This window comes from uncultured Fenollaria sp. (assembly GCF_934202865.1).
In the GTDB taxonomy this organism is placed as follows: Bacteria; Bacillota; Clostridia; order Tissierellales; family Peptoniphilaceae; genus Fenollaria.
This window is the reverse complement of the sequence record NZ_CAKPYL010000003.1, coordinates 1-26,490: the sequence shown is the minus strand read 5'-3', so window position 1 is coordinate 26,490 and position 26,490 is coordinate 1. Positions and strand designations below refer to the sequence as shown.

The 26,490-nt window shown below is 36.9% G+C and carries 25 protein-coding genes; 20 read left to right on the top strand and 5 right to left on the bottom strand.

Features of this window, described 5'->3' with window-relative positions:
- Positions 1-8 precede the first annotated feature (8 nt).
- The 8 genes from Q0E71_RS00680 (at position 9) to Q0E71_RS00645 (ending at position 7,524) form a co-directional block, all read left to right on the top strand.
- Positions 9-809, top strand: a complete 801-nt coding sequence (locus Q0E71_RS00680; protein ID WP_294794700.1) for a histidinol-phosphatase HisJ family protein — start codon at positions 9-11, stop codon at positions 807-809.
- A gap of 157 nt (positions 810-966) precedes the next feature.
- Positions 967-2,727: an ABC transporter ATP-binding protein gene (locus Q0E71_RS00675; protein ID WP_294794692.1), complete on the top strand. Its 1,761-nt coding sequence runs from the start codon at positions 967-969 to the stop codon at positions 2,725-2,727.
- Entirely contained in the window at positions 2,727-4,751 is a 2,025-nt protein-coding gene (locus Q0E71_RS00670) for an ABC transporter ATP-binding protein (protein ID WP_294794683.1), read from the top strand. The genes Q0E71_RS00675 and Q0E71_RS00670 overlap by 1 nt, the downstream gene beginning before the upstream one ends.
- 131 nt (positions 4,752-4,882) lie before the next feature.
- Positions 4,883-5,332, top strand: a complete 450-nt coding sequence (locus Q0E71_RS00665) for a YtxH domain-containing protein (RefSeq protein WP_294794677.1) — start codon at positions 4,883-4,885, stop codon at positions 5,330-5,332.
- A gap of 8 nt (positions 5,333-5,340) precedes the next feature.
- Positions 5,341-5,592, top strand: coding sequence for a hypothetical protein (locus tag Q0E71_RS00660; protein WP_294794669.1), 252 nt, complete (start codon positions 5,341-5,343; stop codon positions 5,590-5,592).
- 8 nt (positions 5,593-5,600) lie between these two features.
- Positions 5,601-6,206, top strand: coding sequence for a hypothetical protein (locus Q0E71_RS00655; protein ID WP_294794663.1), 606 nt, complete (start codon positions 5,601-5,603; stop codon positions 6,204-6,206).
- Positions 6,207-6,402: 196 nt separating this feature from the next.
- Positions 6,403-7,143 (top strand): YdjY domain-containing protein, encoded by a 741-nt coding sequence (locus tag Q0E71_RS00650; protein ID WP_294794656.1) that lies wholly within the window; start codon positions 6,403-6,405, stop codon positions 7,141-7,143.
- A complete protein-coding gene (locus Q0E71_RS00645) occupies positions 7,144-7,524 on the top strand; it encodes a hypothetical protein (RefSeq protein WP_294794650.1) in 381 nt (126 codons plus the stop codon). It begins immediately after the preceding gene.
- 28 nt (positions 7,525-7,552) lie between these two features.
- On the opposite strand, the gene yfcE is transcribed toward Q0E71_RS00645, so the two are convergent.
- The gene (yfcE, locus tag Q0E71_RS00640) at positions 7,553-8,101 is read right to left on the bottom strand and encodes a phosphodiesterase (RefSeq protein WP_294794644.1); all 549 of its coding nucleotides are present in this window, start codon (positions 8,099-8,101) and stop codon (positions 7,553-7,555) included.
- Positions 8,101-8,607, bottom strand: coding sequence for a nitroreductase family protein (locus Q0E71_RS00635; RefSeq protein ID WP_294794638.1), 507 nt, complete (start codon positions 8,605-8,607; stop codon positions 8,101-8,103). The genes yfcE and Q0E71_RS00635 overlap by 1 nt, the downstream gene beginning before the upstream one ends.
- 64 nt (positions 8,608-8,671) lie before the next feature.
- On the opposite strand from Q0E71_RS00635, the gene Q0E71_RS00630 reads away from it, so the two are divergent.
- From Q0E71_RS00630 to Q0E71_RS00615, 4 genes are read left to right on the top strand one after another with little or no spacing between them, the layout of a single operon-like run.
- Entirely contained in the window at positions 8,672-10,819 is a 2,148-nt protein-coding gene (locus Q0E71_RS00630; protein ID WP_294794631.1) for a cation-translocating P-type ATPase, read from the top strand.
- 17 nt (positions 10,820-10,836) lie between these two features.
- A complete protein-coding gene (locus Q0E71_RS00625) occupies positions 10,837-11,724 on the top strand; it encodes a fructose bisphosphate aldolase (protein ID WP_294794624.1) in 888 nt (295 codons plus the stop codon).
- Positions 11,724-11,942 (top strand): heavy-metal-associated domain-containing protein, encoded by a 219-nt coding sequence (locus tag Q0E71_RS00620; RefSeq protein WP_294794616.1) that lies wholly within the window; start codon positions 11,724-11,726, stop codon positions 11,940-11,942. The genes Q0E71_RS00625 and Q0E71_RS00620 overlap by 1 nt, the downstream gene beginning before the upstream one ends.
- Positions 11,926-12,954, top strand: coding sequence for an aminopeptidase (locus tag Q0E71_RS00615; protein ID WP_294794611.1), 1,029 nt, complete (start codon positions 11,926-11,928; stop codon positions 12,952-12,954). Before Q0E71_RS00620 ends, Q0E71_RS00615 begins: the two co-directional genes overlap by 17 nt.
- A gap of 118 nt (positions 12,955-13,072) precedes the next feature.
- On the opposite strand, the gene nagE is transcribed toward Q0E71_RS00615, so the two are convergent.
- Positions 13,073-14,548, bottom strand: coding sequence for an N-acetylglucosamine-specific PTS transporter subunit IIBC (gene nagE / locus Q0E71_RS00610; RefSeq protein ID WP_294794605.1), 1,476 nt, complete (start codon positions 14,546-14,548; stop codon positions 13,073-13,075).
- Between the two features lie 174 nt (positions 14,549-14,722).
- On the opposite strand from nagE, the gene nagA reads away from it, so the two are divergent.
- Genes nagA through Q0E71_RS00590 form a run of 4 tightly spaced genes read left to right on the top strand, consistent with a single transcriptional unit; the run spans position 14,723 to position 18,539 of the window.
- Complete coding sequence (gene nagA, locus Q0E71_RS00605; protein ID WP_294794599.1) at positions 14,723-15,850, top strand: N-acetylglucosamine-6-phosphate deacetylase; 1,128 nt, start codon at positions 14,723-14,725, stop codon at positions 15,848-15,850.
- Positions 15,837-17,459, top strand: a complete 1,623-nt coding sequence (ptsP, locus tag Q0E71_RS00600; protein ID WP_294794586.1) for a phosphoenolpyruvate--protein phosphotransferase — start codon at positions 15,837-15,839, stop codon at positions 17,457-17,459. Before nagA ends, ptsP begins: the two co-directional genes overlap by 14 nt.
- Positions 17,460-17,468: 9 nt before the next feature.
- Positions 17,469-17,726: an HPr family phosphocarrier protein gene (locus Q0E71_RS00595; protein ID WP_294794580.1), complete on the top strand. Its 258-nt coding sequence runs from the start codon at positions 17,469-17,471 to the stop codon at positions 17,724-17,726.
- 51 nt (positions 17,727-17,777) lie between these two features.
- Entirely contained in the window at positions 17,778-18,539 is a 762-nt protein-coding gene (locus Q0E71_RS00590) for a formate/nitrite transporter family protein (protein WP_294794572.1), read from the top strand.
- Between the two features lie 109 nt (positions 18,540-18,648).
- On the opposite strand, the gene Q0E71_RS00585 is transcribed toward Q0E71_RS00590, so the two are convergent.
- Complete coding sequence (locus Q0E71_RS00585; RefSeq protein ID WP_294794564.1) at positions 18,649-19,251, bottom strand: S-layer homology domain-containing protein; 603 nt, start codon at positions 19,249-19,251, stop codon at positions 18,649-18,651.
- Positions 19,252-19,454: 203 nt separating this feature from the next.
- Here Q0E71_RS00585 and Q0E71_RS00580 point away from each other — a divergent pair, with 203 nt between their 5' ends.
- Together Q0E71_RS00580 and Q0E71_RS00575 are read left to right on the top strand one after the other, a co-directional pair.
- Positions 19,455-21,644, top strand: a complete 2,190-nt coding sequence (locus tag Q0E71_RS00580; protein ID WP_294794557.1) for an S-layer homology domain-containing protein — start codon at positions 19,455-19,457, stop codon at positions 21,642-21,644.
- 268 nt (positions 21,645-21,912) lie between these two features.
- Positions 21,913-23,391: a DUF1846 domain-containing protein gene (locus Q0E71_RS00575; protein WP_294794551.1), complete on the top strand. Its 1,479-nt coding sequence runs from the start codon at positions 21,913-21,915 to the stop codon at positions 23,389-23,391.
- A 58-nt stretch (positions 23,392-23,449) separates the two neighbouring features.
- Here the strand turns inward: Q0E71_RS00575 and Q0E71_RS00570 are convergent, their stop codons facing one another.
- Positions 23,450-24,322, bottom strand: coding sequence for a DegV family protein (locus tag Q0E71_RS00570; RefSeq protein WP_294794547.1), 873 nt, complete (start codon positions 24,320-24,322; stop codon positions 23,450-23,452).
- Between the two features lie 162 nt (positions 24,323-24,484).
- Between Q0E71_RS00570 and Q0E71_RS00565 the strand changes: the two genes are divergently transcribed.
- Positions 24,485-26,257 carry an aminopeptidase P family protein gene (locus Q0E71_RS00565; protein ID WP_294794540.1) on the top strand — a complete coding sequence of 591 codons (1,773 nt, stop codon included), beginning with the start codon at positions 24,485-24,487 and terminating at the stop codon, positions 26,255-26,257.
- Positions 26,257-26,490, top strand: a 234-nt coding sequence (locus Q0E71_RS00560; protein ID WP_294794534.1) for a GIY-YIG nuclease family protein, incomplete at its 3' end; no start/stop codon positions are given. The genes Q0E71_RS00565 and Q0E71_RS00560, both read left to right, overlap by 1 nt.

The window sequence follows — 26,490 nt, the reverse complement described above, 5'->3', positions numbered from 1 at the left end:
AGGCATAGATGTACGATTTTCATTTGCATTCAAATTTTTCAGTTGACTGCAAGGTCCCGCCGGAGGACATGGTCAAAGAGGCTATAAAGATGGGTCTGAAAGCTATATGCTTTACTGATCACATTGACCTTTCACTTGACCAAGACAAAAGTAAGAACATCCTTTTTAATATAGAGGACTATATAAAAGAGATAAATAAATTAAAATACACATATATTAATGAGATAGAGGTATTAAAGGGAGCTGAGTTTGGTCTTCAGCTTGGTTTGATAGATGAGTATGACGAGCTAAGCAAAAATCCATTTGACTTCATTTTATGCTCAATTCATAGCATCGATGGCGAAAGAATTTTCTCGAAAGAGAAGAGCTTCGAAAATGATTATGAGGCGGGTCAAGTACGCTACTATACAGAACTATTAGAAGTGGTGAAACGCTTTGACAGCTTTGACTCAGTCGCGCATATAGACTTTATCGACAGGTATTACAAGTGCAAAGACATCGACTATGAATTTTCTGATGCAGCTAAGGAGCTTGTTTATGAGATACTAAAAGTCATAGTAGATAAGGACAAGGCGCTTGAAATAAATACGGCTGCACTTCGCTATGATATGAATAGCTTCCATCCACAAGACGAGATACTTGATATGTATCAGTCATTAGGAGGTGAGCTGATTACAGTTGGCTCGGACGCTCATTATGCAGATGACCTTGCTTATGGCATAAAGGACGCGGAAAAGTATCTTAAGGAAAAAGGCTTTAAGTACTTATATATTTATAAGAAGAGAAGGCCATATCCAATACATTTGTAATACTATTTAAATATATATTTAAAAAATATTCAATCACTCTATGACAAAAGTCATGGAGTGATTGAATAATTAATAAAAAACATTCAATCACTCCTTGATTATTTTGTCAAGGAGTGATACAATATTTAGTAACACGAAACATTTAAGGGGGAGAGCTATGTTTAAATCTTTAAAACCTCTTTTAAAATATTTTAGAAAGTACAAAGTGCAGTATATCTTAGGTATAATCTTTTTGCTATTCATAGACGTTGTTCAGCTTTATATACCGCAAATACTTAAGTACTTCGCAAACGACTATCAAAGGGGAGTTCTTACTATGGCCTCGGCAAGTAAGTATGCCATATTGACTATAGTGACTGGACTGATGGTTGCTGTTGCGAGATATTTTTGGAGAAATTTCATTATTGGTAACTCGATGAGGGTTGATTACGATTTGAGAAAAGATTTCTTTTGGAAACTCACAAGTCTTTCTCAAAATTTTTTTAATACGCACAAAACAGGTGACTTAATGAGTCTTGCAACTAACGACATCAACGCTGTTAGGATGACTCTTGGTCAAGGTATCATCATGTTTATTGACTCAACATTCTTACTTATACTAAATCTTGTAATGATGATAAGAACGACAAATGTTTTGTTTGCATCAAAAGTTTTATTCACTATACCACTAATTATACTCATAGTAATGAGGTTTGGTGGTGTTATTCATTCGCGTTTCAAAGCTGTTCAAGCTCAATATGGTAAGATTACTGACAGAGCTCAAGAAAACTTCTCAGGGATCAGAATCATAAAAGCCTTTGGACAAGAAGAAGAGAACGCAAAATTATTCAGAGAAGATAATCAAGATTATTATAATAAAAATATTGAACTAGCAAAATTGCAAAGCTTTTTCAATCCATTCATTCATGTATTAAGCAATATTAGTTACATGCTACTTTTATTCTTCGGAGCAAAAGAAGTTATGGCGGGCACTATGCTACTAGGTGATTTCATTGCATTTAACGCTTACTTAGGACTTATGATGTGGCCAGCAAGAGCACTTGGCATGGTTATAGTCTTCATGCAAAGAGGCGCTGCGTCCATGGATAGGCTGACAAATATATTCAGGACAGAGCCAGAAATTGTCGACAGAGAAGGCGCTATCGAGCTAGACGAAATAAAAGGCAATATTGAATTCAAAAACGTTTCATTTAAATATGCACCTGAGCTGCCATATGCACTTAAAGACATAAGCTTTAAGATAGAGCCAGGTAAGACACTTGCCATACTAGGCAGAACTGGTAGCGGCAAGTCAAGTATAGTTAATGTGCTCCTTAGACTTTATGATATAAATGAAGGCGAGATACTTGTTGATGGTCATGAAGTTAAGGACGTAACACTTAATTCTTTAAGAGAAAATATTTCTTATGTGCCGCAAGATGACTTTTTATTCTCAAAAACTGTTAAGGAAAATATTGAGTTTCACTACGAGCATGAGCTTGATGACGAGATGATAGAAAAGTATGCGAAGATAGCTGGCGTCTACGACGACATTATCGAGTTTAAAGATGGTTTTGACACTATCTTAGGCGAAAGAGGCGTAACTCTATCTGGCGGACAAAAACAAAGAGTCTCGATTGCGAGAGCCTTGGCAAAGGAAAAGAACGTTTTAATCATGGACGACTCTCTATCTGCAGTAGATACACAAACTGAAGAAGAGATACTAAAAAATCTTAGCACAGACGAAGCGGACGTTTCAAAAATCATTATTTCACATAGAGTTTCGACTATAAAAGATGCTGATGAAATACTATTTATTGAGGACGGAGCTATAGTTGAGAGAGGTACACATGATGAGCTTGTTTCACTTGGCGGTAGATACAATAAATTATACGAAGATCAATTACTAGAGCAAAAGATAAATAGAGGTGAAGAGTAATGGAAAGAAACATAGACGATATTAATTATCAAAGCAAAAACTCTAAAAACACCTTTAGAAGGATGGTCTCATATGCAAGGCCATATACATTCCAGCTTATATTAACCTTCCTAATGATAGTCGTGTTAACAGGACTAGCACTTGTAAGCCCTTATCTAATCAAGGTTGCCATAGATGAGCACATACAAGTCGAAAACATCAAGATGTATGAGTACCCAGCGGCTAATGAACACACTTTGAGTATCAAATATACTAAGGATAATGTGGAAGATGGCATAGACTACTTCATTAGAGAGACTGATCTTAGTAAGGAAGAAAAAGCTCAATACGAAGACAAAGGAGCCTATCACCTAAAAGAGGAAGATGGCAGAGCCTTTCTATATAAATCAGGTGATGAGACAAAGAGCCCTGTCTATGAAGTGCCAATGTCTGAGTATAAGGCATATAGAGATAAAGACTTTAAAGCCATAAACAAATTAAGCTTATACTTTTTAATAACAATAATATTAACTTTTGTTCTTGACTATTTACAAACGATGTCCATCACTATAGCATCTCAAAAGATGATTTATAGCATGAGAACTGAAGTTTATGACCATATCATATCAAGGTCTTTAAGCTTTTTCGATAGAAACGCAATAGGCAGACTAACCACAAGGCTAACTAATGATATAGAAGCAATCAGCGAAATGTATTCAGACGTTATGATAACACTGTTTAAAGACATCTTCATGCTTGCGGGCATCATGCTTTTTATGCTGTCTATGGACTTAAAGCTAAGTTTACTAAGCTTTATAACGCTGCCATTTATATTTGCGATTTCAATATTCTTTAGAGGCAAGATCAGAAAGATACTTGCACTATCAAGAAAGAAATTATCGCTAATAAACTCAAAACTTAGCGAAAATATCTCTGGTATGAGGCTAATCCATATCTTTGGTAAAGAAAATAAAATTAACAGAGAGTTTGATGAAGCAAATGCTGACTACAGAAACACTATGCTTAGAAGGGTAAAGATATTCTCAATATATAGACCATCGATAGACATCATTAGAAACGTAGCCATCGCTAGCCTTATCTACTTTGGCGCGAAAGAAGTTTTGAATGAGACTATGTATTTTGGTATGCTATACCTTTTCATAGATTACTTAAAGAAATTCTTTATGCCAATTATGGACCTTACAGAAAAGTATAACATCACTCAATCGGCTATGGTTTCTGCTGAGAGGGTCTTTGCGATACTTGATGATGATAGCGAAATTAAAAATCCTGAAAATCCAGTGCCATTTGATGACATTCAAGGTGAAATCGAGTTTAGAAACGTTAGCTTCAGTTATATTGAAGGCGAGCCAGTTCTTAAAAACATCTCATTTAAGATTAAGAAAGGTGAATCGGTTGCCCTTGTTGGACCAACTGGTTCGGGTAAGACGTCTATCATATCACTATTAACAAGGTTTTATGAGATAGATGAGGGCGAAATATTAATCGACGGCATAAACATAAACGATGTTAGAAAAGAAGATCTAAGGAAGAACATTGGAGTCGTTTTACAAGACGTATTTTTATTCTCTGGAACTATAAGAGACAATATCAAGCTGAATAAAGATATATCGGACGAAGAGATTATTAAAATATCGAAGTATGTAAACGCTGATTCATTTATACAAAAACTACCAGGCAAATACGATGAACCCGTTATGGAGAGGGCGTCGACCTTATCATCAGGCCAAAGGCAGCTATTAAGTTTTGCAAGAACACTTGTTTATGAACCGAAGATACTTGTACTTGATGAGGCAACAGCAAACATCGATACAGAGACGGAGCTATTAATTCAAGACGCAGTGAAGAAACTTATCAAGGGAAGAACGTCCATCGCCATAGCGCATAGGCTGTCAACTATACAACACGTTGATAAGATACTAGTTATTAAGAACGGTACAATCAGAGAAGAGGGTACACATCAAGAGCTTCTTGATAAGAAGGGTCTTTACTATGACTTATATAGACTTCAATATGACAAATAATATATAAGGATATATATAGAAGAAAAACTAATTGATTGCGATTAGTTTTTCTTTTTTTTAATATTTATGTTTTATTACTTCACTTAGTGGGTATATAATTAATAGTAAAAAATAAAAAAAGGAGTGATATTATGGGATTATTTGATTTCATATCAGCAAAAGCTAGAGAAGAGGAAAGAAAAGAAAGAATGAAGAACGCTGGCAACATTGCCATGGGTACTTTATTAGGATTAGCAGCAGGTGCTGCAGCAAGCTATCTATTTGCACCAAGAAGCGGTGAAGAAACTAGAGAAATGATAGCTAAGAAGAGCAAAGAAACTTATAATGACATGAAAGACGGCATAGCAAATGCAACTCAAAGAGCTAAAGAATTAGGACAAAGTGCTATGGAAAAAGCTAAAGAATTTAAGGATGAAGCAGCACAAAAAGCTGAAGAACTTAAAGAAGAAGCAGAAGACAAAGCAAAAGAACTAAAAGACAAAGCTGAAGATAAGGCTATCGATGCTAAAAAAGAAGTAGAAAAGAAAGCTAATGACGTTAAAAAGGATGTAGAAAAAGAAGTAGAAAAGGCTAAGAAATAGGTGATAAGATGGGCATAGATTTTGATAAAATCAAAGACGAAGCAGCTAAAAAAGCTAACGAATTAAAAAATGAAGCAGCTAAAAAGGTCGATGAAGTAAAAGATGAAGCAGCTAAAAAAGCTGATGAATTAGAACGCGAAGCAAACAAAAAGATTGACGAAGCTAAAGACGCTGCTGAAAAGACAAAAGACGAAGCAGTTAAAAAGGCTAATGAAATTAAAGAGGACGTAGAAAACGCAGTTAAGAATATCGGGAAATAGGTGATTTAATGGACGCAAAATATATTTTACAATGTGTGCTTATAGTATTTGGTATCGCAGCACTAGGTTCATTAGCTTATCTATTCATTAAGATCGCTTCAACTATTAGCACTATGAAGAGCATGATGGAAGAAAACAGACTTAACATCGGCCAAACAGTAGCTAAATTACCTGAAGTGATGAACAATGTCAATGGTATTACAAACAATGTAAACGGAATAGTGGATGACATTAGACCAGATATCAAAGAGATGACAGTCGAAGCCAAAGGTTTAGTTAGAGACCTTGGTCCAAATATAAAGAGCGTTACAGATGATGTAAGCACTTTAGTTACAGAATTAAGACCTAATATATCAGGCATCATGAGCAACATAAACGGTGTTACATCAGATGTTTCTAAACTAACTAATACAGCTATGGGTATTACTAATAGTGCGGTAAACACTGTCAACAAAATCACATCACAAGTTTCAAATACAGCAAACAATGCCTACTCAGCTGTCAATGGCATTATAGGCAATGTAAAAGATTCCATCTATGATAAAAGAATGAAATCTAAAAGCGTAGCTGAAAATATTATATCCAAAGTAGTGGACATATTTAAAAGAAGCTAATATATTTATAAAAAGGACTCATAAGGGTCCTTTTTTCATGTGTAAAATATTAGCAAGAACTAATTTAATATTGAAAATTTTATAAAAATGGATAAAAAAGTATAAAATATTTCAATGTAAAACTATCTAAATAAGTGTTATAATAGTAAATGTGTTATTTTTAGAAAAGCTATATAAAAGGAGAGAAAAAAAGCAAATGAAAAAAATTAAATTTTTAGCAATGCTATTGATGGTTTCATTATTATTAGTAGCTTGCGGACCAAAAACAGACACAACAACAGATAAGAAAGAAGACACTAAGACAGCTGAATCAACTGAAACAACTGATACAGAAAAAACTGATGACAAAGATGCTGACTGCTGCGAAGCTTCAATGATAAATGGCGTATCAGAAGAAAACCCTATCAAGATAGACAAAGACGCTAAGAGCGTAACTATCTACACTAAGTACAACGGAAAATTCGAAACAGAAGCAACAAGACACTTAGCAATCTGGAAAGATGGTAAATTAAGCGACAAATCAATCTTCTCATCATACGTATCACCAACAGATTTTTACAACGCTTTAGTAGAAGTTGGTGCAGAAGCTGGTAATAACATGAACGCTGATAACGCTGCTACAACTACAAGCGAAGGTAGTCAACTAGACCTTAGTTTAGCATGGGCTGGTCAAGAAGGAACTGTAGGTATTGACGATGTAGTTAAAGATTCAAACGGTAAAGCTTTAGACGTTAGATTCTCAGGCAACTTAGACAATGCAAAAGAATTTAACACAGGCTGCATCACATGCCTTGACTCATGCTTCGTTGGTATCACAAGTAACGGTGAATATCCACTAGGCGCTATCGAAGAAAGCAAAGTAGTTGAATTCTCAGTAGATGCTGACAAAGCACCTGCAGACGGAACTGCAGTAGCGATCACATACACAGTAAAATAATTGAAAAGAGTCTTTAATTTACTTTTAGCCATAGCTGGAGCTGTCTTAGCTGCGGCGCTTATATCGAGCCTGGTTAGTTTAAGCCTTTGGCTTGACATGAGAGTGCACTCGAGGTATATATACTACGTGTGCCTTGCAATTGCTATCGTGGCTTCATTATTAGGCAAAGTAAATGAAAAAACATTTTTAATTATAGAGCTTATATCCATAGCAGGAATACTTTTATTTGGCAAATTCATGAGAACTATCTATGAGCTAAGGGAAGCACTGCATATAGATGTGGGCATAGACTTACTTAAACAAATATCAATAATTGTTTTAATAGCAATTAATTTAATGCTTTTTCTAAAATTTTTAATAAAGAAAAAGAAGTCTGCGTAATTTAATCGTAGACTTCTTTTTTTGTAATTTAGTATTTTATTTCTTTTAATATTTCCCCAGTATAAATGTCAATTAGCATAATCTTTTCATCATCCATCTTGGCAACGGATGCTTTGCCATCTTTGGGTATAGTTGTTGATCCAGGGTTTACTAAGATGATGCCATCCTTTTCATCTAAGACCTTTATATGCGTGTGGCCAGTAACTATCATCTTGATACCTGATTCTTTCGCGTAATTGATTCTAGCAAATTCTGTCTCTTCGTAGCCATGTATCAGTAGGGTCTTAAGTCCATTGATATCGACTACACGAGCCTTTTGCGTTAAGTCCTTCTTTATAACCATCTGATCAACGTCGCTATCACAATTGCCACGAACGTAGATTATATTGTCACGCTCCTTTAAATACGAGGCCAAATCTTTTGGATTATAGTCATTTGGAAGAGCGTTTCGAGGGCCGTGATACAAAACATCCCCTAGATGATAGATTGTGTCGCAGTCCTTAAGCACATCAAGCGCCCTTAGCGTTTCGTCTATGCCGCCATGTGTGTCGCTAATAAAGCCTATAGTCCTTCTCATTATAGATAAACTACCTTTTCTGTTCTTTCTTTTGCCTTAGGAACTTCATCAGCGTAGCCTATAGCCATCATACCATACGATATGTGATTAGCTGGTATATTAAACGAGGACAAAACTTCTCTAACGCCATCGTCCTTATTGCTTCTTAGTTGATTGATCCATACTGATCCAAGTCCAAGCGCGTGGCTTGCTAAGTAGATATTTTCCATAGCAGTTGATGTGTCTGCGTCGCCTAATTTTAAATCTTCTGGCACAGTAATTATAATCAAAGCCTTCGCATTATATATGTGATAGTCATCTCTATCAAGTGACTTTGCGATGGCAGCAGCTAGTCTTTGTATATCCTCTTCTTTAGTCACAACAGTAAAAAGTCTTTCTTGTTTATTCATTCCTGTTGGTGAAGCCTTTGCGCACTCGATTATCTTTTCAAGTGTTTCACGAGGCACTTCATCAGTCTTAAATTTTCTTATACTTCTTCTTGTCAATAGCATTTCTATTGCGTCCATAAAATCACAACCTTTCTTATAAATATTATACCACAAAATTGGGTATAATATTTATGGTGATTATATGAAGGACAATTTTTTAATACAAGGAATGAGCTGCGCTGCTTGTTCAGCAAGGCTTGAAAAAGTTTTATCAAGAAAAGATGGCGTATCAAGAGCCAATGTAAATTTATCGTCGAATAGAGCGAGAGTCATTTATGATGAAAATGTCATAACTCGTGACGATATTTTGGCAGTCATCTCAAGAGCGGGCTTCACTGGCTATTATCAAGAGAGCCGTGATATAGAAAAGGAGAGAGAGCTTAGAGAAAAAGAGATAAAATCGCTTAAGCGTGACTTTATCATCTCATTAATTTTTGCTCTGCCACTTTTTTCAGTAATGTTTTTTCATATGGCAGGCATACACGTTTTTTATGCGGACGCCAGATGGCAATTCGCCTTCGCGACACTTGTGCAAATATTTGGAGGACATAGATTTTACAAAGGAGCCATCAGCTCTTTAAGAAGCAAGACCTTCAATATGGATGTGCTTGTCGCTATGGGAACGACTGCGGCCTATCTATATAGCATTTACAATATGTTCATAGACAATCCGCATCTATATTTCGAGTCATCGGCTGTCATTATTACCTTAGTTTTACTCGGTAAGCTTATGGAGGCAAAGGCAAAGGCCAAAACTAATGAAGCGGTTGACAAATTACAAAGCCTAAAAGTTGACGAAGTGACTGTAATTAGGGATGGCGAGGAAAAAACCATTAGCATAGACGAGCTTGATATAGATGACGTCGTTTTAGTTAGACCAGGCGAGAGACTTGCCTCAGATGGTGTTATCATCGAGGGCGAAGCATCTATTAACGAAGCGATGATTACTGGCGAGAGCCTTCCAGTGAATAAAGCGGTGGGCGATGCGGTTATCGGCTCAACTGTCAATGGACCAAGCACTTTTAAATTCAAAGTCACTAAGGTCGGCGATGAGACTACACTTGCCAACATCATAAGGATGGTTGACGACGCGGCGAGCTCAAAGGCGCCAGTACAAAGATTAGCAGATAAGATTGCCAATATCTTCGTTCCGTCGGTAATGGCTATTGCATTTTTAACGTTTTTGATTTATACTATATTTAAGGACGCTAATACAGGGATAATTAATGCGATAAGCGTTTTGGTTATCGCTTGCCCATGCAGCTTGGGTCTTGCAACGCCTACAGCCATCATGGTTGCGACAGGCAGAGCAGCTCAAGGAGGCATACTTATCAAGTCTGGTGAAGTTTTGGAGGCAAATGCCAAAGTCGACGCTGTTTGCTTTGACAAAACAGGCACCTTAACCGAAGGCAAATTGGCTCTTACAAAATTTATCAATACTTCGGCCCTTAGTGATAGAGAAATTTTAAGATATGCCTACAGCGCTGAGAATCAATCGGAGCACTTGATAAGCGAGGCAATATCCTCATACGCACGCGATAAGGGTATTGAATATGTTGAAGCTGACGAATTTGAAGCGATTCACTCAAAGGGTGTTCGCGCAAAACTTGATAATAAAGAAATAATTTTATCGAACGAAAGATATTTTGATGAGCTTGGCATTTCTTATGACAAGGCTTTGATGAAAGAGCTTTTAGATGAGGGAGCAACTGTCATAGTCATGTCAATAGATGGAGAAGCCGTTAGCTACTTTGCTATTGAAGATAGCTTAAGAACTGACAGTAAAGAGGCCATTGCCAAGATCAAGGCCATGGGCATAAAGACTTATATGCTTACTGGGGACAATAGCACTGTCGCTAGGAATGTAGCTAATAAGCTTGGCGTAGATGATTTCAGAGCTGAACTTCTTCCGGAAGATAAATTAAAAGCCATTGAAGAGATTAAAAAATCATCGACAAAGCTTGCCATGGTTGGCGACGGGGTCAATGATGCGCCGAGCTTAGCAAGCGCAGACGTTGGCTACTCAATCGCTTCAGGTACTGACGTTGCCTTAGAAGCGAGCGATATAAGTCTTTTGAATAACTCCATCGGCGGAGTGGCAAGGGCACTCGAGCTTTCACGAGCAGCTATGAAGATAATCAAAGAAAATTTATTCTGGGCCTTCTTTTACAATGTGGTCGGTATACCCTTTGCCATACTAGGCCTATTAACACCGATGCTTGCGGGAACTGCGATGGCGTTCTCATCGGTATGTGTAGTAACAAACTCACTAAGATTAAGATATAAATAGAATTGAGGAGGGAATTTATGGATAGCAAAAAACTAGACATCGCTAGAAACAGAAAGGGTTTCATAGCTGCCTTAGACCAAAGCGGTGGATCAACGCCAAAGGCTTTGAGGCTATATGGCATTGATGAGGACAAGTATTCATCAGACGATGAGATGTTTAAGCTTGTTCACGAAATGAGGACAAGAATCATCAAGGCGCCAAGCTTTAATAAGGAGCATATACTTGGAGCGATACTTTTCGAACAAACTATCGATAGAGAGATTGATGGCATGAAGACAGCTGATTACCTATGGAATAAGCTAGAAATACTACCATTTGTTAAGGTTGACCAAGGCCTTGCAGATCTTGAAGATGGCGTTCAAGTTATGAAAGAGATGACTAAGCTTGACTCGCTTCTTGAAAGAGCAAAGGAAAGAGGCATCTTTGGTACTAAGATGAGATCCGTTATCAAAGAGCTAAATGAAGAAGGTATCAAAAAAGTAGTTAAACAGCAATTTGATTACGCAAAGAGAATTATTGAAAAAGGCTTTGTGCCTATCATAGAACCAGAAGTTGATATAAACGCTAAAGATAAGGCTGAGATAGAAAAAGTATTATTCAAAGAATTAAAAGAAAATATAGAAAAATTAGCTAAAGATGACTTCATCATGTTAAAGCTAACACTACCTGAGGAAGACAATCTATATCTACCATTATACGATTATGAAAATGTCTTAAGGATAGTTGCGCTTTCAGGCGGCTACACTAGAGAAGAAGCTAACGAAAGGCTTGGTAGAAACCATAAAGTCGTTGCATCATTCTCAAGGGCACTTACTGAAGGAGCAAAGGCTAGCATGACAGATGAAGAATTCAATAAACATATGGAGGAATCCATAAATTCAATTTATAAGGAGTCGATTAAGTAATGAAAAGAATTTTAAAAGTACACGGAATGAAATGTGAAGGATGTAGCGAAGCTATTGAAAAGGCATTAGAAAAGTTTGATGAAATTGACGTTGTAACAGCTGATTTCGCATCTGGCCACGTTGACATCGAAAGCAAGGAAGAATTCGATCTAGAAAAAGCTAAAAAAGCTATCGAAGACCTTGGCTATGAAGTAGAAGACTATGAAGGAGTCGAATAAAAGAATCCTCGATATAGCAGAAAATTTACTCAAAATAGATTCACCATCGGGCATGTGTCAGATGGTGAATACTTATATAGAGGAGCATTTCAAAGGTGAGCTTAGCTTTGAAAAGACTAATAAGAACGCTCTTTATGCTATATTGAAGGGAAAAGATTCATCTAAGCTAAGGATAGTAACTGCTCACGTCGATACACTTGGCGGAATCGTTTCAAGAGTCAAGGACAATGGCAGATGTGAATTTGAAAACATAGGCGGCTTTATGTACGCATCGCTTGAAGGAGAGCTAGTAAGAGTATATACCAAGAAGGGCGTAGTGACTGGAACAGTTTTGCCTAACAAGGCAAGCGTCCATACTATGGAGGACGAAAGAGAGAAGACGCTTCCAAGAGAAAGGCACTCGACTGAAATAAGACTTGATATAGAAAGCTCTTCTAAGGAAGAAACTTTAGCAAGTGGCGTTAAAGTTGGTGACTTCGTTGCCTTTGAGCCGCGCACAAGACTTACAGAAAATTATTTAGTATCGCGCTTCATCGATAACAAGATCCACGCAGCAATCATGATTTATGTGATGGAAGAAGTTCTTAAGAAGAATATCGGGCTCGCATGTGACACAATGTTTTACTTCACAAACTTTGAAGAGCTCGGTCACGGCATAAGCTATGTGCCAGAGCATGCATACGAAGTACTTGCTCTTGACATAGGTATAGTTAGCTATGAAAATAATTCAGCCGAAGACAAGGTAACAATAGTTGCAAAAGACTCAAGAACACCTTATCCAATCGACTTTAGATATAGGCTTGAAGAGCTTGCTATCAAAAACGATATTGATTACGTCATCGATGTTCATCAAAGATATGGCTCAGACGGCTCACTAGGAGCAGTCGCTGGACTTAATCTAAACTTCGCTTGCATCGGCTGCGGCACAGACGCTTCACATCATATTGAAAGAACAAATATAAAGGCGATTGAGAGTACTGAAAAATTATTAAGAGCTTACTTAGAAAAATAAATAAAATTATAAACGTAAGAAGACGAGCAGAGGTGCCCGTCTTTTTTTATGCACTTGAACAATTTATATCATAAAAAAAGACTCCGAAATTAATCGGAGTCCATATAGTAATTATTAATTATTTACCAATATTTTCGTGGATCTTATCATAAACGAATTGAACTTGTGGTCCAATAATGATTTGGATTGAATCCTTATCAGGTTTGATAAGACCTAAAATTTTTGCTTCTTTAATCTTTGCTTCGTTAACTTTTGCTCCATCAACAAGGCTAGTTCTTAGTCTAGTTGAGCAATAGTCGATGTCTTCGATATTTTCTCTTCCGCCAAGACCTTCGATGATGATGGCAGCCACTTCGTCAAAGTTATCATGCTTAGAAATAGTTTCTGCCTTTACTTCAACGTCGTCATCTTCTCTACCAGGAGTCTTTAGATCGAACTTTCTGATGCAGAATTTGAATACTACATAATAAATAACGAAGAATATTAATCCAAGTGGGATTAACATTAATGGCTTGTTAGCTACTGGGTTTCTTAGTGATAAGAAGTAGTCAACAAAACCTGCTGAGAAACCAAAGCCTGCTGTCCATTGGAAAGCTGCTGCGATGGCAACTGATATACCTGTTAATAATGCATGAACTACATATAGAGCTGGAGCTAAGAACATGAATGCGAATTCAAGTGGTTCTGTAACGCCTGTGAAGAATGATGAAAATGCTGCAGCAACTAGTAGTGACTTAGCAACATTTTTCTTTTCAGGTTTTGCTTCTTGATACATAGCAAGAGCTGCACCTGGAAGACCAAACATCATTACAGGGAAGAAACCTGCTTGGTACATACCTGTTTTACCGATAACAGCTGTTCCTTCTGCAAGAGATTTTGCTCCGCCTAAGAAGTTAGGGATATCATTGATATTAGCAATATCAAACCAGAATACTGAGTTTAGTGCGTGGTGAAGTCCTGTAGGTATTAGTAGTCTATTGAAGAACGCATAAATACCTGCACCTATAGCACCTAAACTTTCAATGCCTTTACCAAAGGCTACTAGAGCGCTATATAGTATTGGCCATACATAGTAAAGAATTGCTGATACTATAATCATGAAAAGTGATGTCATGATAGGAGTAAGTCTTCTACCACTGAAGAATGCAAATGCATCTGGCAATTGTACTTGATAGAACTTGTTGTAAGCATAAGCTGCTACAAGACCTGAGATGATACCAACGAATACGTTTTTGTTGTTCATACTTTGCCAGCCGTCAGTTAGAGCTAGGTCAGCTACATCTACTCCTTTAAATATAGCAACAGTTGCTGATGATAGAAGTGTAGTTGCGATTAAGAATGCTACTAGGCCTGATAGACCTGCTGCACCATTCCTGTCCTTGGATAGGCCATAAGCAACACCTACTGCGAATATAATTCCTAAGTTATCAAGGATAGCACCACCAGTTTTGATTAAGAATGCTGCAACGATGTTGTTAGCACCCCAACCACTTGGGTCAATCCAATAACCAATACCCATTAGTAGAGCTGCAACTGGAAGTATAGCTACTGGTTGCATCAAAGCCTTACCTAGGTTTTGAAGTTTTTTCATCATAATAATGACCTCCTTAATAAAAATTTAATAATAATTACTATTATTATATATATTATACCACATTTATCTAATTAAAGCTCTAGTAATCAAAAATTTGTTTGCAAAATTTGCATATTTATTGTAAAATGAATATAAGCATACTAAATTAAGTAGAAAATATCAGGGGGTGTTACTATGATTATACAAGGAGCTAATGTTTACTGCGACGGTAAATTTATTAGAAGAGACATTGCTGTGAGTGGAGAAATCTTCACTGTATATAGTAATGACGATGTCGTTAAAGATTATTCAGATGCTTACATCATTCCAGGACTTACCGATATACATTTCCATGGAGCAGTGGGTAAGGACCTTTGCGATGGGACTAAGGAGTCTATAGAAGCAATATGCGAGTATGAAGCACAAAATGGAGTGACACAAGTCATACCAGCGACTATGACTTTAGCAGATGATGAGCTTGAAAGGATATTCAAAGCAATCGGTGACTACGATGGAACTAAGGGTGCTGAGTTTATTGGCGTGCACATGGAAGGACCATATATATCCAAGGACAAGATTGGTGCACAAAACCCTAAGTACTTAGCTATGCCGAGCCTTGAAAATTTTGACAAGTATCAAAAGCTTTCTAACAATAGAATTAAGAAGGTGACTATAGCGCCTGAAGTTGATGGAGCGAAGGACTTTATCAAAGAAAGAGCTGATGAGGTTGTTATATCCATAGGTCACACTGACTGTGATTATGATACGGCACTTGAAGCCTTTGATTTAGGAGCAAAATCAGTAACACATTTATTTAATGCACTTAATGACATCAAACACAGAAGCCCTGGTGTGTGTGGAGCAGCCTTTGACAGCCCTGAGGTCATGGTTGAGCTCATAACAGATGGCGTTCATATACATCCATCAGTAATAAGGATGATATATGCAATGTTTGGCGACGACAGAGTTATCTTGGTATCCGACTCGATGATGGCGACAGGCCTATCAGACGGTAAGTACAGTCTAGGCGGTCAAGACGTTTACGTCAAGGGCAAGAAGGCTACACTTGAGTCAGGAACTATAGCTGGCAGCGCAAGTAACTTATTTGACTGCATCAGATATGCTTACTCAATCGGCATTCCGTTCGAATCACTTGTTAGATCCGCGGCCGTTAACTCAGCTAAAGAAGCTGGCATCTATGATAAATATGGCAGCATAAGAGTAGGTAAATACGCTAACTTTGTCGTAGTTGATAAAGATTTAAACATAATCGATGTATATATTAGAGGCAAAAAAATAGGTGAACTTAATGAAAACAATTAAAGGAACTATAGCAAATAAAGGTCTTGTCTTAGGTAAGATAAAAGTTTTTGCTGATGAAAAAATTAATATTAGCAAAGAAAAAATTACTGATACAGCTAGTGAAGTAGCAAAATTAGATGCGGCAGTAAAAAAATCAATTGATGAGCTTGATAAATTATTTGAAAAAGCAAAAGTCGATGCGGGTGAAGAAGAGGCACAAATCTTCGAAGTACACAAGATGATGCTTGATGATATCGAGTACCAAGACGAGATAAGACGTAATATTAATGAAGAAAAAGATAATGCCGCCTACGCCGTAAGCCTTGCTGAAGAAAAATTCTACATGATTTTTAATAGCATGGACGATGAATACTTCAGTCAAAGAGCAAAGGACATCAAAGACATTTCTCAAAGACTTATCAAAAACATCTTAGGTATTAAAAATGCTTTCGATGAAGATTTTGATGAAAAAGTAATTTTATATGCAGAAGATCTTTTGCCAAGTCAAACGCTTAACATTGACAAGGAAAAACTACTTGCCATAGTCACAGTGAAAGGCTCGACGCAATCACATACAGCGATACTTGCCAAGTCTATGAACATAGCGTCGCTTGTGAACCTTGATAACGCCTTTGATAAGTCCATCGATGGCAAGACGGCCATCCTCGATGCGTATGAAGGCGAATTAATCATTAATCCAGATGAAAAATTACTAAAAGATGTTAAGGAAAGAATAGAAAAAGAAGAAAAAAGAAAATTAGAGCTAGAAAAATTAAAGACAGCCAAAGCTATTAGCAAGGACGGAACGCATATAAGTGTTTACGCAAATATCGGTAATTCAAAGGACTTACCGCTTGCTTTAAAGAATGGCGCAGAGGGCATAGGCCTATTTAGAACTGAATTTTTATATCTTGGCAGAGACTCGCTTCCGACTGAAGAAGAGCAATTTAAAGAGTATAAATATGTGGCTGAGGCGATGGAAGGCAAAGAAGTCATAGTAAGGACCTTTGATATAGGTGCGGATAAAAAAGTTGATTACCTAAATCTACCTGAAGAAGAAAATCCGGCCCTTGGTTATAGAGCGATAAGGATATGTCTTGATGACGAAGAATTATTTAAGGCTCAGCTCAGAGCTATAATTAGAGCGTCTCACTACGGCAATATCAAAATTATGCTTCCTATGATAAATGATCTTTGGGAAGTGAAAAAGGCAAAAGAGCTTATCAGAGAAATATTTGCTGAGCTTAGAGAAAAAGATATTCCATTTAACGAAGATATCGAGATAGGCATCATGATTGAGACACCGGCGGCGGCCATTATCAGCGATGATCTAGCGAAGGAAGTAAGCTTCTTTAGTATAGGTACGAACGATTTGACTCAATACACACTTGCTGTTGATAGACAAAATGAAAAGATAGCAAGGCACAGAGACATTCATCACAAGGCGATACTTAGACTTATGGAGCTGACTTGTGAAAATGCAAAGAAAAATGGCGTGAAGATCAGTGTCTGCGGTGAGCTTGGAAGCGACCCAGACTTAACTGAGTTTTACGTAAAGAATAAATTTGACAAGCTGTCTGTCAATCCAGGACAGATACTTGAACTAAAAGACAGAATAATAAATTCATAGGAGGTTATCATGAAAGAGTTTGAATACACAATCACAGACCCTATAGGCATACACGCAAGACCAGCTGGTCTACTTGTTAAACTACTTGCAGCCATCAAGAGCGATGTAAAAGTTGCCAAGGGAGACAAATGCGTTAACGCTAAATCGATTTTAGGACTTATGGGCCTACAAGCAAAGCAAGGCGAGGCAATTAAGTTCATCATCGAAGGCGAAGACGAAGACGACGCAGTGAAAAAGATTGAAGACTTCTTAAAAGAAAATTTATAATCTTGACTAGAAACCTCTTAGCTTGTATAATATAAGCTAGGGGGTTTTATTATGGAAAAAGAAAATTTCAGCCCAAAAGAGATACTGTCTATGACCTTGGCAAATGGGGTCAACAAGACTAAGCTTAAGACTAGAACACAGTTCTTCTTAGGCGTTCTAGCGGGCATGTATATAGCGATGGGCGGAGCAGCATCAACTATTGTCAATAGTCTTGGCAAAGGCTTCAATCCGCAAATAACGAGAGTACTAGTTGGCCTAACATTCACCATCGGCATAGTGGCCGTAGTAGTTGGCGGAGCAGAGCTCTTCACAGGCAATATACTTATGTTTGGAGCGAGACTTGATAAAAAAATTAAGCCAGGTTCACTAATAATTAATTGGGCAAAAGTTTATTTATATAATTTTATAGGCGCACTGCTATTTGCCTGTGTAGTTTATTATTCAAATATCTTATCCAATGGCACTAAGGAGCTTTTCGTAAACATCTTTAACGCGAAGACTTCACAAGGCTTTTTCGAGCTCTTTGTAAAGGGCATTGGATGTAACTTGCTTGTGTGCTTGTCAGTTTGGCTTGCATCAGCAAGTAAAGAGATAACAGCAAAAGTATTTGCATCAGCATTTCCAGTAGCAATCTTTGTTATTGCAGGCTTCGAGCACTGCGTTGCCAATATGTTTTACTTGCCGATAGCTATAATGATTAGCGGCACATTTGATCTGGCAGCAATGTTTCACAATTTACTTCCAGTTACACTTGGCAATATCGCAGGCGGCATGATGCTTATCACTATGTATTACTACGCTTATAAAGATTAATTAATATATCGTTTTAGAACAAGTACTTATACGAGCACTTGTTCTTTTTTTGCATCAAAAAAGGCCAAGCTATATGCTTGACCATGTGAATCGTTTTAATTATCTATTATTATTTCTTTAAGTTTAATACTTTTAATAGACTGAGCGTCGAGCCCTTCTTTGGAGTCTTAAGTGCGTTAGTCATCATCAAAGCCATCTCACCACGATTAAGAAAGTCATCAGGCTTTAGATCAAGACCATCCATAAGGCCATAAGTAACTGCGTAGTCAGAGACCATGTCCCACTTTTTTGCCTCAGATGAATAATCAAGTATCCTTAAGAGTATCGCTTGATACTGCCTAACAGTTACATAGTCACCGTAGCCAAACTTGTCTTTCGTTACACCATGTATATAGCCGTTCGAAACAGCCCAGTTGATGTAAGGCAAGTAGACTTTGCTTGCACTCTTAAGATCAGTGAACTTTGTTTCGGAGCTATACTTTTTCGCTCTTTCTTCATCATTCATAAGCCTCGATAGTATAACTATGAGGTCCTCTCTCTTAAGATTCTTATCAAGCATCAAGTCGCCTGATGAGTCACCTTGTATTATATTGTATGACTTAAGCTCTTCGGCACTCTTCTTGTACTTAGTTGCTACACTAGTTGCGCATAGATTTGTACTAGCAAATATAACTAAGGCAAAAAAGAGGCAGAGCATAATTTTTTTCTTCATGCATACCACTCCACTTATATTATACTACATATATAAGGCTTAATACTGTCAGTTCGTGTTACAAAACACGTTTTTTTATTGATAATTACTCAATAAAGGCAGATTTTTAACTAGATTGTAATAATTTATTCATATTTTATATGTTATAATGAGTACATAAGAAGTAGTAATTACTTATGATTAGTTATGAAAGGAGCAAAAACATGAAAAATAACTTAAAAAGAGTATTTAGTTTAGTGCTTGCTATTATGCTATGTATTACATTTATACCTATGACTACAGCAAGTGCAAAAACTTTTAAAGACGTGCCTACATCACATTGGGCATACACTTACATCAACGAGATGAGTAATCAAGGATATATATCAGGTTATCCTAATGGAACATTTAAACCAAGAAAGAATATCACATTCTTAGAAGCAATGAGGTTTGCAGCTATACTTACACAATACGATGATCAAGCCTTAGTAGCTGCAAGACAAGTTTGGCAAAGCAAAGTTGTTGCACTAGGCGTTCCTAAGTGGGCACAAGACAATGTTGTTAAGTGCTTAGCAAAGGGCGTAGTTGATATGAAGACACTTCAAGCAGCTAAGAAGAACAAGATGTTCACAACAGACAAAGCAGTAAGCAGAGTTAATCTAGCAGAATACTTTGCAAAGGCTATGGGAGTTAAGTCAACTGATCCAGTTATTGCGCTTCCATTTAAGGACGTTAAAGACATTCCTGAACACTTAAGAGCTCATGTAGCTGGCCTTATAGATGCAGGAGTTATTTCTCCACAAGGCGCTGGAAAAGGATATTTCTATCCAAGACAAGCAGTTAAGAGAGAACAAGTTGCTAGGATGGTTTACGCAGCACTTCAATATCAAGCAAAAAATACAAACCCAGTAAACCCAGTAAATCCTGTTAACCCTGTAAATCCAGTAAATCCAACACCAACAGTAGTTACAGGTACAATTAAGGAAATATCTGTTACAGGCATCACAGCTATAATGCTAGTAAACGACAATACTGCTAATGGTAAGGTATTCTCAGTAGATGCATCAACAGTTATCACAGTTGATGGAAGCATTGGCAATATCTCAAGCTTATTAGTTGGACAAAACGTAACAGTTACAGCTAACTCAGCTTTAGGCGTAATGCAAGCTAAGTCAATCAACGCTAAGGGAGTAGAATTCAGCCTTGAAGGTGAAGTAACAAACGTTGACAACTCAAATAAAGAAATAAAGATTTCTTATACAGATAATAATAAGAACAAAGTTTCAAGAGTATTTAAAGTAGATTCAAGTTCATCAATCACTATGAACAACAGAACTAGAGATTTAGTAGATATTAAGAATGGCGCTCAAGTTAAGGCAACTATCCGCAACAATATTGTTAAAACACTTGAAGTAACTTCATCATCAGATGATTACAAGGGATATATAAAGAAATTAACTTCTAGAGACATCACTATAGTTTCATTAAATGGTAGAGAAAACACTTATAGAATACCAAGTAGAGATACTGATTATGAAATTTATGACAGCAGATACAATTCTGGAAAATATTCTAGAGATCGTAAGTTGTCATACAGCGAACTAGAAAGACTTGGTTCAGTATATGTTGAAATCGAAACAGACGCTAGATATAACAATGAAGTTTCTTACATTGACGTACGCGATGGCTTTGACAATGAATACATCGTTTCCTCAAACAATAACAGAGGAAGAAACAGCAGAAACAATGAATTAGTTTTATATCCTGTAGGATCAAGTGATACTAGAAATAACAGAGAAACTTATAATTACGATTATGATCTAAAAGCAGATACTATTGATTCAAGAAGAACAATATATGTAAGCGAAATAGGAGCTGGATCAAGAGTAGTTATTCTTGAAAAGGATAAAGATACTATCAAGAAGCTTATGGTTATTGATTCTACTTATAATAATGGATATTATTACGGTAATTGGGTTCATGGAACATTAGTGGATAAGGGTAATTATACAGTTACAATTTTACCAGATGGTTCTTCATCTAGAATAACGGTTGATATTAATAACGCAAGCGTTAGTGGATTAGTTATTGGTAAACCATATTGGTTTGATATAAAAGATTCAAAATTACAATCAAACCCAACAACTACAACACCGAGCGGATATAATGGCAAATACGGATATGACAAAACAATAACTATTAAAAGCTTTTGGTCATTTAGTAGCAGAAATTCAATAGATTTGACTGATAGCTATGGAAACGAATATTATATTGATAGTAACACTGATGTATCTGGATATTATAAGGATTTCTATGAATTGAGAGACGCAGACAGCAGATTTGTAGAAGGATTAAAAGCTGATATAACTTTAAGCAGTGGTGGACGTATTAGTAAAATATATATTTACAGATAATTCAATTTAATAAACTATTGAAAAAATCTTAGGACGTTTTGTCCTAAGATTTTTTTGCGTTAAAAGCATTTTTCTTAAATTCATTTACGCAAAACTATTTCCATTAATCCATTTACTTAAAAAATTATTTCACAAAAAGCATTTCTATTAAGAATGGCAAATCCATTTCCTTAACAGTGGCAAATCCATTCTCAAAATCTTAAGCCATTAGCAAAAAAATAATTGTAATAATTTTACTCATATGTTATAATCAAAACGAGGTGAAAAGATGAAACTAGGTTTTTCGAATGAATTATATATAAAAGAACAAAGCGACTATATCCTTAAGAGGGTTGAAAAGTTTGAGAAGCTTTATATGGAGTTTGGCGGCAAGCTTATCGGCGACAAGCACGCGCAAAGGGTTTTGCCTGGCTACGATGAAGACGTCAAGACTGTTTTACTTGAGAAGTTAAAGGACAGGATGGAGGTCATCATAACTATACACGCTCAAGACATCATATCAAACAAGCTTAACAACAACACTGGACTTACTTATGAGAGAGAGGCCATCAGGCTTATCGAGAGACTTAAGGCAAAGGGCATTAAAATCAACAGCGTTGTTATCAATCGCTACAAAAAGGACGAAAATGTTGACAAGTTTAAAGAATACATGGAAGCAAGAGGCATGAGGGTTTATCTTCATGACAAGACTGAGGGCTTCCCAAATGACGTTGACAAGATACTTTCTGAAGATGGTTTTGGCAAGCATCCATATATTGAGACGACTATGCCAATCATCGTGGTAACTGGTCCTGGACCTGGCAGCGGCAAGATGACTACATGTCTTTCGCAGCTATATCACGAGTACAAGCGTGGCGTCAAGGCTGGCTACGCAAAGTTCGAGACTTTCCCTGTTTGGAATATGCCATTAAAGCACGAGCTAAATCTTGCTTATGAGGCGGCGACTGCTGACCTTAGCGACGTCAATCAAATCGACCCATACCATTTACAAGCTTATGGCGAGATCTCGGTAAATTACAATAGAGACGTACAAGCCTTTCCTATATTAAAGAAGATACTTGATAGGATTATGGGTGAAGAGTTTTACAAATCACCAACTGATATGGGTGTCAACAGAATCAAGTCGGGTATTATTGACGAAGAAGTAGTTAAAGAAGCATCGAGACAAGAAATTATTAGAAGATACTTAAAGGCGCTACTTACTTACAAGATGACTAATCAAAAGAAGGACGAAGCTCAAAGAATCAAAACGCTTATGGAGGAGCTTAACCTTACTGTAGAGGACAGAAAATCTTTAGTTGCTGCAAGAAATAAAAAGGCTGAACTTATTAAAATGGGTATCACTAACTCAAATGTTACAGCTATCGAATATGAAGACACTATCATAACTGGTAGAGATGGCGAGCTTATGGACTCAGCTGCAGCTGCTGTACTTAATCTACTTAAGTATATATCGAATATACCAGACGATTTGCACTTGATAGACAAGGCAATACTTGAACCAATCAAGGAAGTCAAAGGCATAATCGAAAAGAAAGACAGCCCTTTACTAAATGTCGAAGAGGTTTTAATCTGCTTAGCGACATCAAAGATGTTTAATCCGAGCGCCAAGCTATGTATAGACAATCTATCTAGGATAAGAAACTTAAGAGCGCACTCGACAGCTATGCTTAATCTAACTGACATAGAACTATTTAGAAAGTTAAATATAGACTTAACAAGCGATTACGTCGATACAAAATTTTAGCTAATACAAGAAAACTCCTGATCAAACGATCAGGAGTTTTTCAATGACTTCTATCAATCTATCTTTTTTCGTTTAAGTAAGCGATGGCAACAGCACCAGGTCCCAAGTGAGCACCTATTGCTGGGCCTATCTCTCTAATGATGACATCCTTCGTATCTACTTCAGCTGATATCATTTCAAAAAGCTTTTGAGCGCCTTCAATGTTGTCAGTGTGACCAATAATTACGTGCTTCAATAAATCTGGATTCTTCTTTGCGTCTTCTATGAAAGTATTAGCTAGCTTCTTATATATCTTTGCTTCGCCGCGCACCTTGTCCTTAAGAGCCAATGCACCATCGTCGTCATCACCAAGCAGCGGCTTGATGTTTAAGACTTGACCAACATTCTTCACGGTCTTAGAAATTCTTCCGCCCATGAATAAGTAGTTTAAGTCATCAACAGTGAAGAGATGAACTACCTTGCCACTAATCTCGTTCGCTCTCTTTTCAAGCTCATCAAGTGAGTAGCCTTCATTTTTCTTTTCAATAATATCTCTAACTATGATTTGCTCACCTATAGTCATAGACTTTGAGTTGATTGAGACCATGCGTCTTTCAGGATACTTTTCTTCAAGCATCTTAATCGCCATACGCGATGTATCCCAAGCCGTTGTAAGTCCATATGAAAGGCAGATGTAGATAAAGTCTTCGCCTTCTTTACATACTTTTTCAAAACCTTCTAGGTATTGGTTAAGATTGATCTGACTAGTCTTAAAAATCTTACCCTTTCTCATAGCTTTATATATATCAGAGCGCTTTATATCAAGTCCGTCACGTAGGAGGGTCTCCACATCATTTGTGTCAATAACACTGACATACAATGCTTCGAGATCAAATTCTTTTATTTCTTCTTGCGTGAAATCACTCGCACTATCAATTATAATTCTTGTCATTTTTTACCTCTCTCATACGATTAATTATAACATATAAATTTATTAAAGACAAGATAAATGTTTTGCACATTTAAGGCAATTTGTACAAATAATATATTTTCAAGTCCATATATTAAAAAATCATCGTATGTGGTATAATACATATATAAGGGAGGTTTTATAATGTCAATTGACGATAGAGTTAAAAGTTTAAGAGAATTAATGAAAAAGAATGGCATCACTATGTATATAGTTGCCACAGCGGACCCGCACATGAACGAGTACCTTTCTGATCATTATAAGGACAGAGTCTTCATATCAGGCTTTACTGGCTCACAAGGCAATGTCATCATCACTATGGATAAGGCAATGCTATGGGCAGACGGAAGATATCACGTTCAAGCAGAAAATCAATTAAAGGGAACTTCATATGAGCTATATAAATGGGGCAAGCCAGGCGTTCCGACATTTATGGAATACTTAAGAGATAACGTGGCTAAGGGCGAAGTGATTGGTTTTAATGGCAAGACTTTCTCTGAAGCGATGTTTGAAAGGATAGAGGACCTTGTTGATGGCAGGGACGTGAAGTTCGTTGACGATGTCGACCTTATTTCAGAGATTTGGACTGATAGGCCAGCTCTTAAAAAGGACAAAGCATTTATACTATCAGACGAAGAAGCAGGTGAAAGCACTAAAGATAAGCTAAAAAGATTTAGAGAAGCACTTAAAGAAGAAGGCGCTGACCTTAGCATAATCGCTTCACTTGATGATATCTGCTGGCTATACAATATCAGAGCAAACGATATACAAGACTCACCAGTATTAATTTCTTACGCTTACATCGATTTTGATAAGGCGGCCATCTATACAGATCTTGACAAGCTTGATGATGCCATAATCAAGGCACTTAATGCACAAGGCGTTGAAGTTAAGGCATATGAAGCCTTTGAAGATGACTTAAGAAAGATCAAAGACAAGACCATTTACCTAGATGAAAATAAAATCAATAGATATATGTTTAAGCTAATCGAAGACGATAACTATGTTATAGACGACATAAACATCACTACAAAATTTAAAGCAGTTAAAAATGATACTGAAATCAAAAATATAAAGAAGGCGCACATCACTGATGGCGCGGCTATTGCGAGATTCATGAAGTGGCTTAAGGAGTCTGACAAGACTGAGCTTGATGAGCTTACAGTTCAAGACAAACTTCATGACTTTAGAGCTATGTCAGAAGATTTCTTAGAAGAAAGCTTCGATACTATCTGCGGTTATGCTGATAATGGCGCAATCGTTCACTATATGTCAAGCGAAGCGACTAATAAAAAGCTTGAAGCAAAGGGACTTTTACTTGTAGATAGCGGCGGACAATATAAGTTCGGCACAACAGACATCACTAGAACTATGGCGATGGGCGAGTTGACAGATGAAGAAAGAACTGGCTTTACTCTTGTTTTAAAGGGCTTCATCAGACTTATGAGCGTTGTATTTAAGAAGGGCACTAAGGGATCTTCACTAGATTTACTAGCAAGACTAGACCTTTACAAGCATCAAATGGATTACCTTCACGGCACTGGTCACGGCGTTGGCTATTTACTAAATGTTCATGAAGGACCACACAATATTTCATCAAGATATAACGATGTAGACCTAGTTAAGAACATGATTTTCAGCGTTGAACCAGGCGTTTATGAAGACGGTAAATATGGTGTTAGAACTGAAAACCTTGTTTATGTTGAAGATGCAGGCACAAGTAAATACGGTGACTTCTTTAGACTTGAGCCACTAACATACGCTCCTATCGATAAGGACGCTATAGATAAATCGATGCTTACAGCTGAAGAAATATCATGGCTAAACGATTACCATAAAGCTGTTTATGAAAAAGTGAGTCCATTATTAAATGAAGACGAAAAAGCTTGGCTAAAAAAGGCGACAAGTGAAATTTAATGTTTAACTTTGAAGAAGAGATAAAGAAGCTGCCTAAAAACCCTGGCATATATATAATGAAAAATGACAAGGGCGAGATTATTTACGTAGGCAAGGCGAAAAATTTATCTAATAGAGTGAGAAGCTACTTTAGGAGCTCATCTAATCACTCTGAAACAGTTAAGGCGATGGTAAAAAACATTGCCGAGTTTGAATATATAATTGTTGATAATGAGGTTGAGGCTCTGATTCTA